The sequence below is a fragment of the Acidovorax sp. genome (assembly GCF_047607405.1).
Taxonomy (GTDB): Bacteria; Pseudomonadota; Gammaproteobacteria; order Burkholderiales; family Burkholderiaceae_C; genus Acidovorax.
This window is the reverse complement of record NZ_JASGDA010000098.1, coordinates 39836-51554: the sequence shown is the minus strand read 5'-3', so window position 1 is coordinate 51554 and position 11719 is coordinate 39836. Positions and strand designations below refer to the sequence as shown.

9 protein-coding genes are annotated in these 11719 nt (G+C 67.1%); all 9 read left to right on the top strand.

The window, feature by feature from the left end; genetic code table 11:
- Positions 1–32: 32 nt before the first annotated feature.
- The 9 genes from QM569_RS11745 to QM569_RS11705 all read left to right on the top strand — a co-directional run bounded on the left by QM569_RS11745 (position 33) and on the right by QM569_RS11705 (position 11713).
- Positions 33–596 carry a DUF1415 domain-containing protein gene (locus QM569_RS11745; RefSeq protein WP_414987411.1) on the top strand — a complete coding sequence of 188 codons (564 nt, stop codon included), beginning with the start codon at positions 33–35 and terminating at the stop codon, positions 594–596.
- Positions 593–1438: a class I SAM-dependent methyltransferase gene (locus QM569_RS11740; protein WP_414987410.1), complete on the top strand. Its 846-nt coding sequence runs from the start codon at positions 593–595 to the stop codon at positions 1436–1438. Before QM569_RS11745 ends, QM569_RS11740 begins: the two co-directional genes overlap by 4 nt.
- 92 nt (positions 1439–1530) lie before the next feature.
- Positions 1531–2244 carry a transposase gene (locus tag QM569_RS11735; RefSeq protein ID WP_414987409.1) on the top strand — a complete coding sequence of 238 codons (714 nt, stop codon included), beginning with the start codon at positions 1531–1533 and terminating at the stop codon, positions 2242–2244.
- Positions 2245–2414: 170 nt separating this feature from the next.
- Positions 2415–7157, top strand: a complete 4743-nt coding sequence (locus QM569_RS11730; protein ID WP_414987408.1) for a glutamate synthase-related protein — start codon at positions 2415–2417, stop codon at positions 7155–7157.
- A gap of 28 nt (positions 7158–7185) precedes the next feature.
- Positions 7186–8661 (top strand): glutamate synthase subunit beta, encoded by a 1476-nt coding sequence (locus QM569_RS11725; RefSeq protein WP_414987407.1) that lies wholly within the window; start codon positions 7186–7188, stop codon positions 8659–8661.
- 217 nt (positions 8662–8878) lie between these two features.
- Positions 8879–9697, top strand: a complete 819-nt coding sequence (locus QM569_RS11720) for an ABC transporter ATP-binding protein (RefSeq protein WP_414987406.1) — start codon at positions 8879–8881, stop codon at positions 9695–9697.
- Positions 9694–10476 carry a lipid asymmetry maintenance ABC transporter permease subunit MlaE gene (mlaE, locus tag QM569_RS11715; protein ID WP_414987405.1) on the top strand — a complete coding sequence of 261 codons (783 nt, stop codon included), beginning with the start codon at positions 9694–9696 and terminating at the stop codon, positions 10474–10476. The genes QM569_RS11720 and mlaE overlap by 4 nt, the downstream gene beginning before the upstream one ends.
- A 14-nt stretch (positions 10477–10490) precedes the next feature.
- A complete protein-coding gene (gene mlaD / locus QM569_RS11710) occupies positions 10491–10958 on the top strand; it encodes an outer membrane lipid asymmetry maintenance protein MlaD (protein ID WP_414987404.1) in 468 nt (155 codons plus the stop codon).
- Positions 10955–11713, top strand: a complete 759-nt coding sequence (locus QM569_RS11705; RefSeq protein ID WP_414987403.1) for a VacJ family lipoprotein — start codon at positions 10955–10957, stop codon at positions 11711–11713. The genes mlaD and QM569_RS11705 overlap by 4 nt, the downstream gene beginning before the upstream one ends.
- The last annotated feature ends 6 nt before the right edge of the window (positions 11714–11719 follow it).

The window sequence follows — 11719 nt, the reverse complement described above, 5'->3', positions numbered from 1 at the left end:
CCTTTTCCGCTTCTCCACCGGCTGCCCGCGCCATGCCTTCACCCCTGCCACTGCCGACCGTGATCGAGGACACCGTGCGCTGGCTGGAGCGCGCGGTCATCGGGCTGAACCTCTGCCCGTTTGCCAAGGGCGTGCATGCCAAGGGGCAGATCCATTACGCGGTGTGCCGCGCGCACGATGCTGACGCGGTGCTGGCGGCCCTGCGGGCCGAGCTGCTGGCCCTGGCCCAGGCGCCTGCGGACGAGCGGGATACGACGCTGCTGATCGTGCCGGACTGCCTCCAGGACTTTCTGGAGTTCAACGACCTCCTGGGCCGCGCGGATGCCCTGCTGGAAGAACTGGACCTGGACGGCGTGCTCCAGATCGCCAGCTTCCACCCGCAATTCCAGTTCGCGGGCACGCAGGCGGATGACGTGACCAACTGCACCAACCGCTCTCCCTATCCCACCTTGCACCTGCTGCGCGAGGAGAGCATCGACCGCGCGGTACATGCCTTCCCCGAGGCCGAGGCGATCTACGAGCGCAACATGCAGGTGCTGCAAGACCTGGGCGCCGAGGGCTGGGCGGCGCTGGGCGTGGGCAGGGGGTGCGCATGAAGCCCGCCGCCGAGCAGCTCGACCTGCGCCCGGGCCAGTCGCTGGAGCTGCTCAAGGCCCTGCACATCCTCACGCGCGACGGGCGCATCAACCAGGACTCGCGGCGCAAGCTCAAGCAGGTCTATCACCTGTACCAGTTCATCGAGCCGCTGTTGCAGGACTTGTCCACGGGCGGCCATGCACCGCTGTTGGCCGACCATGGCGCGGGCAAGTCGTACCTGGGCTTCATCCTGTACGACCTGTTCTTCAAGCAGCTTGGGCGCGGCAGCATCTACGGCATCGAGACGCGCGCGCCGCTGGTCGAGGCGTCGCAGAAGCTCGCGGCCGACCTGGGCTTCGAGCGCATGCGGTTTCTGAACATGTCGGTGGCCGAGTCGGCGCGGGCCCATGCCATGCCCGAGCGCTTCGACATCGTCACGGCCCTGCACGCCTGCGACACCGCCACCGACGACGCCATCGCCTTCGGGCTGGAGAAGCACGCCCGCGCCATGGTGCTCGTGCCCTGCTGCCAGGCCGAGGTGGCCGCGTGCCTGCGCCAGAACAAGGCCCTGAGCCTGTCGCGCACGCCCCTGGCCGAGCTGTGGCGCCACCCCATCCACACCCGCGAAATGGGCAGCCAGATCACCAACGTGCTGCGCTGCCTGCACCTGGAGGCCAGCGGCTACCAGGTGACGGTGACGGAGCTGGTGGGCTGGGAGCACAGCATGAAGAACGAGCTGATCGTGGCGCGCCACACCGGCCAGAAAAAGCGCAGCGCGCGCGAGCGGCTGGCCGCCATCCTGGCGGAATTCGGGCTGGACGGGGCGCTGTCGGCCCGCTTCGGGTTGCTTCAAAAAGAATAGCTGCTTGCGCCTGTCATATCTTGCTTTCAATGTAAAAACGTATTGAAACCAAGGTGTGAACGGCACAGGCAGCTCCTGAAATCATAGTAACCATGGCCCGCCTTCCCCGCCTTGCCCTCGCCGGACACCCGCACCAGGTCGTGCAGCGCGGCAACAACCGGCAGATCGTCTTCTTCGACGCGGCGGACCGCGAGACGCTGTGGACCCTGCTGGCCGAGCACGCGCGCCGCCAGCAGGTCGCCATCCACGCCTACGTGTTCATGGACAGCAGCCTGCACCTGCTCGCCACCCCGCAGACGGGCGAGGGCCTGTCGCTGCTGATGCAGGGCGTGGGCCGCGCCTACGTGCGCTACTTCAACCGGCGGCACGACCGCACGGGCACGCTGTGGGAAGGGCGCTACCGCAGCGCCGTGCTGCAGGCCGAGCGCTGGCTGCTGCCGTGCATGGCGCACTTCGACCTGCTTCCCGTGCGCGAGGGCATGTGCGACTCGCCCGCGGGCTTTCGCTGGTCCAGCCACGGGCACTACGCGGGCCTGCGCAGCGACAGGCTCATCACCCCGCACCGGCTGTACTGGGAGCTGGGCAACACCCCCTTCGCGCGCGACGCGGCCTATGCGGCGCGGGTGGACGAGGGCGTGGACAGCGCCGACGAGGCGGCGCTCAACGCATCGTTGCTGGGCGGATGGGCCCTGGGCGACGCGGAATTTGTCCACACGCTGCAACAGGCCACGCCCCGCCGCCTGACCCGGGGGCGCCCCGGGCGGCCTGTTTTGGGGAGTGAAAAACCAGGTGAAATCGGCAGCTAGCGCTTATCCAGTGGGCGCTACCAGCTATTGATTTTGATGTGTCCCTCAATTAAAAGGCACCAAAATTGTGCGTGAATTAATTGGAATCTGACCCCGATTAAACTGCTTGCTGCGCCTGCTGCACTGCACTATTCTTGCGCTCCCTGCGAAAACAATCTGAGGAGAGCGCCATGACCACGGCTGCCGAAATCCAGCACCTGCAACAGCACGGCCTGTACTCACCGGGCAACGAGCACGACGCCTGCGGGCTCGGCTTCGTGGCCCACATCAAGGGCGTGAAGCGGCACGACATCGTGACCCAGGCGCTCAAGATCCTGGAGAACATCGACCACCGTGGCGCCGTGGGCGCCGACCCGCTGATGGGCGACGGCGCGGGCATCCTCATCCAAATCCCCGACGCGCTGTACCGCGAGGAGATGGCCAGGCAGGGCGTGACCCTGCCGCCCGCAGGCGAATACGGCGTGGGCATGATCTTTCTGCCCAAGGAACACGCCTCGCGCATGGCCTGCGAGCAGGAGATGGAGCGCGCCATCAAGGCCGAGGGCCAGGTGCTGCTGGGATGGCGCGACGTGCCGGTGAACCGCGACATGCCCATGTCGCCCGCCGTGAAGAAGAAGGAACCCATCCTGCGCCAGGTGTTCATCGGTCGCGGCAACGACGTGATCGTGCAGGACGCGCTGGAGCGCAAGCTCTACGTCATCCGCAAGACGGCCAGCGCCGCCATCCAGAACCTCAAGCTCAAGCACAGCAAAGAGTATTACGTGCCCAGCATGAGCAGCCGCACCGTGGTCTACAAGGGGCTGCTGCTGGCCGACCAGGTGGGCGCCTACTACCTCGATTTGCAGGACGAGCGCTGCGTCTCGGCCATCGGCCTGGTACACCAGCGCTTTTCCACCAACACCTTCCCCGAGTGGCCGCTGGCCCACCCGTACCGCTACGTGGCGCACAACGGCGAGATCAACACCGTCAAGGGCAACTACAACTGGATGAAGGCGCGCGAGGGCGTGATGGCCTCGCCCGTGCTGGGGCCGGACCTGAAGAAGCTCTACCCCATCAGCTTCGCGGGGCAGTCCGACACCGCCACCTTCGACAACTGCCTGGAACTGCTGACCATGGCGGGCTACCCCATCAGCCAGGCCGTGATGATGATGATCCCCGAGCCGTGGGAGCAGCACACCACCATGGACGAGCGCCGCCGCGCCTTCTATGAGTACCACGCCGCCATGCTGGAGCCGTGGGACGGCCCCGCGTCCATCGTGTTCACCGACGGCCGCCAGATCGGCGCCACGCTGGACCGCAACGGCCTGCGCCCCTCGCGCTACTGCATCACCGACGACGACCTGGTCATCATGGCGTCCGAGTCGGGCGTGCTGCCCGTGCCCGAGAACAAGATCGTGCGCAAGTGGCGCCTGCAGCCGGGCAAGATGTTCCTGATCGACCTGGAGCAGGGCCGCATGATCGACGACGACGAGCTCAAGGCCAACGTCGTCAACACCAAGCCCTACAAGCAGTGGATCGAGAACCTGCGCATCAAGCTCGACAGCGTGGGCGGCAGCGTCGCCAACGGCCCCGAGTCCGCGCCCCTGCCGCTGCTGGAGCGCCAGCAGGCGTTCGGCTTCACGCAGGAGGACATCAAGTTCCTGCTCGCCCCCATGGCCAAGAACGGCGAGGAGGGCATCGGCTCCATGGGCAACGACAGCCCGCTGGCCGTGCTGTCGGACAAGAACAAGCCGCTGTTCAACTACTTCCGCCAGATGTTCGCGCAGGTGACCAACCCGCCGATCGACCCGATCCGCGAGGCCATCGTGATGAGCCTGGTGTCGTTCATCGGCCCCAAGCCCAACCTGCTGGACATCAACCAGGTCAACCCGCCGATGCGGCTGGAAGTGAGCCAGCCCGTGCTGGACTTCGCCGACATGGCCAAGCTGCGCCACATCGAGCACTACACCCAGGGCAAGTTCAAGAGCGCCACCATCGACATCACCTACCCGCTGGACTGGGGCCGCGAGGGCGTCGAGGCCAAGCTCGCGTCCCTGTGCGCGCAGGCGGTGGACGCCATCAAGGGCGGCGCCAACATCCTCATCATCAGCGACCGGGCCGTGAGCCCCACGCAGGTCGCCATCCCCGCGCTGCTGGCGCTGTCGGCCATCCACCAGCACCTGGTGCGCGAGGGCCTGCGCACCACGGCGGGCCTGGTGGTGGAGACGGGCACGGCGCGCGAGGTACACCACTTCGCCGTGCTGGGCGGCTACGGCGCCGAGGCCGTCCACCCCTACCTGGCCATGGAAACCCTGGCCGACATGCACAAGGACCTGGGCGGCGACCTGTCGGCCGACAAGGCCATCTACAACTACGTCAAGGCCATCGGCAAGGGCCTGTCCAAGATCATGTCCAAGATGGGCGTCTCCACCTACATGAGCTACTGCGGCGCGCAGCTGTTCGAGGCCATCGGCCTGAACACCGAGACGGTGGGCAAGTACTTCACCGGCACCGCGAGCCGCGTGGAAGGCATCGGCGTGTTCGAGATCGCCGAGGAAGCCATCCGCATGCACAAGGCCGCGTTCGGCGACGACCCGGTGCTGGAGACCATGCTGGACGCGGGCGGCGAATACGCCTGGCGCACGCGCGGCGAAGACCACATGTGGACGCCCGACGCGATCGCCAAGCTGCAGCATTCCACGCGCGCCAACAACTGGAACACCTACAAGGAATACGCGCAGATCATCAACGACCAGAGCCGCCGCCACCTCACGCTGCGCGGCCTGTTCGAGTTCAAGATCGACCCGTCCAAGGCGATCTCCATCGACGAGGTGGAACCCGCCAAGGAGATCGTCAAGCGCTTCGCCACCGGCGCCATGTCGCTGGGCTCCATCTCGACGGAAGCCCACGCCACGCTGGCCGTCGCCATGAACCGCATCGGCGGCAAGAGCAACACCGGCGAGGGCGGCGAGGACCAGCGCCGCTACCGCCAGGAACTCAAGGGCATCCCCATCAAGCAGGGCGATAGCTTGAAGAGCGTGATCGGCGAGGAAAACGTCGAGGTGGACCTGCCCCTGCAGGACGGCGACTCGCTGCGTTCGCGCATCAAGCAGGTGGCATCGGGCCGCTTCGGCGTGACGGCGGAATACCTGTCGTCCGCCGACCAGATCCAGATCAAGATGGCCCAGGGCGCCAAGCCCGGCGAGGGCGGGCAGCTGCCCGGCGGCAAGGTGTCCGACTACATCGGCAAGCTGCGCCACAGCGTGCCCGGCGTGGGCCTGATCTCGCCGCCGCCGCACCACGACATCTACTCCATCGAAGACCTGGCCCAGCTCATCCACGACCTGAAGAACGTCGCCCCGCACGCCAGCATCAGCACCAAGCTGGTGTCCGAAGTGGGCGTGGGCACCATCGCGGCGGGCGTGACCAAGTGCAAGAGCGACCACCTGGTCATCGCGGGCCACGACGGCGGCACGGGCGCATCGCCCTGGTCGTCCATCAAGCACGCGGGCGGCCCGTGGGAGATCGGCCTGGCCGAAACGCAGCAGACCCTGGTGCTCAACCGCCTGCGCGGCCGCGTGCGCGTGCAGGCCGACGGGCAGATGAAGACGGGCCGCGACGTGGCCATCGGCGCGCTGCTGGGCGCGGACGAGTTCGGCTTCGCCACCGCGCCGCTGGTGGTGGAGGGCTGCATCATGATGCGCAAGTGCCACCTCAACACCTGCCCCGTGGGCGTGGCGACGCAGGACCCGGTGCTGCGCGCCAAGTTCTCGGGCAAGCCCGAGCACGTGGTCAACTACTTCTTCTTCATCGCCGAGGAAGTGCGCCAGATCATGGCCCAGTTGGGCATCAAGAAGTTCGACGACATGATCGGTCGCAGCGACCTCCTGGACATGCGCGCGGGCATCGCCCACTGGAAGGCCAAGGGCCTGGACTTCAGCCGTCTGTTCGCGCAGCCCAACGTGCCCGCCGACGTGCCGCGCTACCACGTTCATGTCCAGGACCACAACATCACGAACACGCTGGACCGCAAGCTCATCGAGCGCGCCAAGCCCGCCATCGAGAACGGCGAGCGCGTGCAGTTCATCGAGGTGGCGCGCAACGTCAACCGCTCCGTGGGTGCCATGCTCTCGGGCGCCGTGACGCGCGTGCACCCCGAGGGCCTGCCCGACGACACCATCCGCATCCAGCTCGAAGGCACGGGCGGGCAGTCGTTCGGCGCCTTCCTCACCAACGGCATCACGCTGTACCTGATCGGCGACGCGAACGACTACACGGGCAAGGGCCTGTCGGGCGGCCGCGTGGTCGTGCGCCCCAGCATCGACTTCCGTGGCGACGCGGTGCGCAACACCATCGTGGGCAACACGGTGATGTATGGCGCCACCAGCGGCGAGGCGTATTTCAGCGGCGTGGCGGGCGAGCGCTTTGCCGTGCGCCTGTCGGGCGCCACGGCGGTGGTGGAAGGCACGGGCGACCACGGCTGCGAATACATGACCGGCGGCACCGTGGCCGTGCTGGGCAAGACGGGCCGCAACTTCGCCGCGGGCATGAGCGGCGGCGTGGCCTACGTGTATGACGAGGACGGCCTGTTCCACACCCGCTGCAACCTGTCCATGGTGACGCTGGAGCGCGTGCTGCCCGCCGATGAGCAGACCGCCACCATGTCCCCCGGCATCTGGCACCGCGGGCAGACCGACGAGGCGCAACTGAAGAAGCTGCTGGAAGACCATAACCGCTGGACGGGCAGCAAGCGCGCCCGCGAAATCCTGGACAACTGGGCCGCGTCCCGCGCCAAGTTCGTGAAGGTGTTCCCCACCGAGTACAAGCGCGCCCTGGGCGAAATTCATGAGCAAAAAATGGCTCTAGCGCAGGCTGGACAAGCGCCAGCAGCTACCAAAGAAGTAGCAAAACCTGTCGCCGTCGCCGCCAAGTAAAACCCACGAGAACAAGGACACCACGATCATGGGCAAGACCACCGGCTTCATGGAGTACGAGCGCATCGAAGAGGGCTACAAGCCCGTGGGCGAGCGCTTGAAGCACTACAAGGAATTCGTCATCGGGCTGGACGCCGCGCAGGCCAAGATCCAGGGCGCGCGCTGCATGGACTGCGGCACGCCGTTCTGCAACAACGGCTGCCCGGTCAACAACATCATTCCGGACTTCAACGACCTCGTTTACCAGCAGGACTGGAAGAGCGCCATCGCCGTGCTGCACAGCACCAACAACTTCCCCGAGTTCACGGGCCGCATCTGCCCCGCGCCCTGCGAGGCCGCGTGCACGCTGAACATCAACGACGACGCGGTGGGCATCAAGAGCATCGAGCACGCCATCATCGACCGCGCGTGGGAAGAAGGCTGGGTCAAGCCCCTGCCTGCCAAGCACAAGACCGGCAAGAAAGTCGCCGTGGTCGGCGCAGGCCCCGCAGGCCTGGCCGCGTCGCAGCAGCTCGCCCGCGCAGGCCACGACGTGACGCTGTTCGAGAAGAACGACCGCGTGGGCGGCCTGCTGCGCTATGGCATTCCTGACTTCAAGATGGAAAAGTCGCACATCGACCGCCGCGTGGAGCAGCTCCAAGCCGAAGGCGTCACCATCCGCACAGGCGTGCTGGTGGCGGGCAAGGACGGCCTGGGCAAAGGCAGCAAAGTCACCAACTGGGCCAAGGAAACGGTCACGCCCGAGCAGTTGCAAAAAGACTTCGACGCCGTGCTGCTGACCGGCGGCGCCGAGCAAAGCCGCGACCTGCCCGTGCCCGGTCGCGACCTGGACGGCATCCACTTCGCCATGGAGTTCCTGCCGCAGCAGAACAAGGTCAACGCGGGCGACAAGCTCAAGGGCCAACTGCGCGCCGACGGCAAGCACGTCATCGTCATCGGCGGCGGCGACACCGGCAGCGACTGCGTGGGCACCAGCAACCGCCACGGCGCGGTCAGCGTCACGCAGTTCGAGCTGATGCCCATGCCGCCCGAGCAGGAGAACAAGCCGCTCGTGTGGCCCTACTGGCCCACCAAGCTGCGCACCAGCTCCAGCCACGAAGAGGGCTGCGACCGCGAATTCGCCATCGCCACCAAGGAATTCATCGGCGACGGCAAGAAGGTCACGGGCCTGAAGACCGTGCAGGTCGAATTCAAGGACGGCAAGTTCGTCGAGGTGCCTGGCACCGAGAAGGAATACAAGGCCGACTTGGTGCTGCTCGCCATGGGCTTCGTCAGCCCGGTGGCCGCCGTGCTCGACGCCTTCGGCATCGACAAGGACGCGCGCGGCAACGCCAAGGCCACGACTGACTTCGACGGCGGCTACGCCACCAGCGTACCCAAGGTCTTCGCGGCGGGCGACATGCGCCGGGGCCAGTCGCTGGTGGTCTGGGCCATCCGCGAAGGGCGCCAGGCCGCGCGGGCGGTGGACGAGTTCCTGATGGGCTACTCCGACCTGCCGCGCTGATCGCCCGGCACAGGCTACGACGGCGCCCCAGGGCGCCGTTGTTTTTTGTGGTCAAAAGTGCCTCTAGAGCTTGCTGTATAAGCGCATACTGCTATCTAAAGAATAGCAAAATCAAAGCAAACATACGTGAATGTATGTTTCGGTTACCATCGCACACCCAGGGGTTGCCCCGAGCCGCGACAATACCCTTTTCCTTCTTCGACCCATCCCCTCCCGCATGTCTGTTTCTCCCGTCCTGGCGGAGCTGCGCAACGTCACGTTCTCGTATGGCGAACGCGACATCCTGCGCGACGTTTCGCTGACCGTGCCGCGCGGCAAGGTCACGGCGCTCATGGGCGCCTCGGGCGGCGGCAAGACCACGGTGCTGCGCCTGCTGGGCGGCCAGCGGCGGGCGCAAAGCGGCCAGGTGCTGCTCAACGGCGAGGACGTGGGCCGCATGGACACGGCGCAGCTGTACGCGGCGCGGCGGCGCATGGGCATGCTGTTCCAGTTCGGGGCGTTGTTCACCGACCTCTCGGTGTTCGAGAACGTGGCCTTTCCGTTGCGCGAGCACACCGATCTGCCCGAATCGCTGATCCGCGACGTGGTGCTGATGAAGCTGCACGCCGTGGGCCTGCGCGGCGCGCGCGACCTCATGCCCAGCCAGATTTCCGGCGGCATGGCGCGGCGCGTGGCGCTGGCGCGGGCCATCGCGCTGGACCCGGAGCTGGTGATGTACGACGAGCCCTTCGCGGGGCTGGACCCGATCTCGCTGGGCACGGCCGCGCAGCTGATTCGTCAGCTCAACGACGCGCTGGGGCTGACCAGCATCGTGGTCTCGCACGACCTGGAGGAGACCTTCCGCCTGGCGGACCACGTCATCATCCTCGGCGCGGGCGTGGTGGCCGCGCAGGGCACGCCCGACGAGGTGCGCGCCAGCAGCGACCCGCTGGTCCACCAGTTCGTCAACGCGCTGCCCACGGGGCCGGTGCCGTTCCATTACGCCGGGCCGTCGGTGGAGCAGGACTTCGGCGGGTTCGGGGGGCGCACGCCATGAGCTGGTACAAGCCGTCCGACGTGGGTTTCGCGGTGCGCAGCAAGCTGGCCGACATCGGCATGGCGGCGCGCCTGTTCGCGCAGCTGCTGCGGCTGGCCGGGCCCACGCTGGCGCGGCCCGCGCTGGTGCGCGACCAGATCCATTTTTTGGGCAACTACTCGCTCGCCATCATCATCGTGTCGGGCCTGTTCGTGGGCTTCGTGCTGGGGCTGCAGGGCTATTACATCTTGCAGCGCTACGGCTCGTCCGAGGCGCTGGGGCTGATGGTGGCGCTGTCGCTGCTGCGCGAGCTGGGGCCGGTGGTGGCGGCGCTGCTGTTCGCCGGGCGCGCGGGCACCTCGCTCACGGCCGAGATCGGCCTCATGCGCGCGGGCGAGCAATTGAGCGCCATGGAGATGATGGCCGTGGACCCGGTACACCGCATCCTGGCGCCGCGCTTCTGGGCGGGCGTCATCACCATGCCGCTCCTGGCGGCGGTGTTCAGCGCCGTGGGCGTGCTGGGCGGCTGGGTGGTGGGCGTGCTGATGATCGGCGTGGACCACGGCGCCTTCTGGAGCCAGATGCAGGGCGGCGTGGACGTGTGGCGCGACCTGGGCAACGGCGTGCTCAAAAGCGTGGTGTTCGGCTTCACCGTCACCTTCGTGGCGCTGCTGCAAGGCTACGCCGCCCGGCCCACGCCCGAGGGCGTGGCGCGCGCCACCACGCGCACGGTGGTGATGGCGTCGCTGGCCGTGCTGGCGCTGGACTTCGTCCTCACGGCCATGATGTTCAGCATTTGAGAGGTAGATAAAAAATGCAACGAAGCAAGAACGATCTCTGGGTAGGGCTGTTCGTCATGCTGGGCGCGGCGGCGCTGGTGTTCCTGGCGCTGCAGTCGGCCAACCTGCTGAGCCTGAACTTCCAGCCCGGCTACCGCATCACGGCGCGCTTCGACAACATCGGCGGCCTCAAGCCCCAGGCGGCGGTGCGCAGCGCGGGCGTGGTGGTGGGGCGCGTGGAATCCATCGCGTTCGACGGCAAGACCTACCAGGCGCGCGTGACGCTGGCCCTCGAAAACCGCTACGCCTTCCCCAAGGACAGTTCGTTCAAGATACTGACCAGCGGCCTGCTGGGCGAGCAGTACATCGGCATCGAGGCCGGGGCCGACGAAAAGAACCTGGCCGAAGGCGACCTGGTCACGGCCACGCAGTCCGCCGTGGTGCTGGAGAATCTGATCGGCCAGTTCCTCTACGGCAAGGCCGAAGAAGGCAGCAAGAAATGACGACAACGACGATGAACCTGCGCAGCGCCGCCGCGCGCCTGCTCGCCGGGCTGGCCGTGGCCCTGCTCGCGGGCTGCGCCACCACCGTGGCCCACCCGGACCCGCGCGACCCGCTGGAGCCCTACAACCGCAGCATGACCCGCTTCAACGAGCACGTGGACACCATGGTGCTCAAGCCCATGGCGACGGCCTACAGGAACGCCGTGCCCTCGCCCGTGCGCACCGGCGTGGGCAACTTCTTCGCCAACATCGGCGACGTGTGGTCGTTCGTGAACAACGCGCTGCAGCTGCAGGGCGAGGCAGCGGCGTCCAGCTTCATGCGCGTGAACGTGAACACCTTCTTCGGTCTGGGCGGCGTGCTCGACGTGGCCAGCGAGATGGGCATTGAGCGCTACAAGCAGGACTTCGGCCTCACGCTCGGGCACTGGGGTGTGGGCACAGGCCCCTACGTGGTGCTGCCCGTCCTGGGCCCGTCCACCGTGCGCGACGCGCTGGCCTTGCCCGTGGACTGGAAGGGCGACCTGGTGGGCCGGGTGACGCCGGTGTCGGACCGCAACGCCCTGCACGTGCTGCGCGCCGTGGACGTGCGCGCCAACCTGCTGCGCGCCAGCTCGGTGCTCGACAGCGCGGCGCTGGACAAATACAGCTTCACCCGCGACGTGTACCTGCAGGTGCGCAACAACCAGGTGAACGGACGGGCGGACGACGGCGAGGAGGGGAACTCCAACGACGGCGTGCTACCCAAAGAACCCTGAAAGGAA

What these genes read in the sequence shown, in the direction of transcription:
- QM569_RS11745 (WP_414987411.1), top strand. Translation starts at nt 33, where the DNA reads ATGCCTTCACCCCTGCCACTGCCGACCGTGATCGAGGACACCGTGCGC.
- QM569_RS11740 (WP_414987410.1), top strand. Translation starts at nt 593, where the DNA reads ATGAAGCCCGCCGCCGAGCAGCTCGACCTGCGCCCGGGCCAGTCGCTG.
- QM569_RS11735 (WP_414987409.1), top strand. Translation starts at nt 1,531, where the DNA reads ATGGCCCGCCTTCCCCGCCTTGCCCTCGCCGGACACCCGCACCAGGTC.
- QM569_RS11730 (WP_414987408.1), top strand. Translation starts at nt 2,415, where the DNA reads ATGACCACGGCTGCCGAAATCCAGCACCTGCAACAGCACGGCCTGTAC.
- QM569_RS11725 (WP_414987407.1), top strand. Translation starts at nt 7,186, where the DNA reads ATGGGCAAGACCACCGGCTTCATGGAGTACGAGCGCATCGAAGAGGGC.
- QM569_RS11720 (WP_414987406.1), top strand. Translation starts at nt 8,879, where the DNA reads ATGTCTGTTTCTCCCGTCCTGGCGGAGCTGCGCAACGTCACGTTCTCG.
- mlaE (WP_414987405.1), top strand. Translation starts at nt 9,694, where the DNA reads ATGAGCTGGTACAAGCCGTCCGACGTGGGTTTCGCGGTGCGCAGCAAG.
- mlaD (WP_414987404.1), top strand. Translation starts at nt 10,491, where the DNA reads ATGCAACGAAGCAAGAACGATCTCTGGGTAGGGCTGTTCGTCATGCTG.
- QM569_RS11705 (WP_414987403.1), top strand. Translation starts at nt 10,955, where the DNA reads ATGACGACAACGACGATGAACCTGCGCAGCGCCGCCGCGCGCCTGCTC.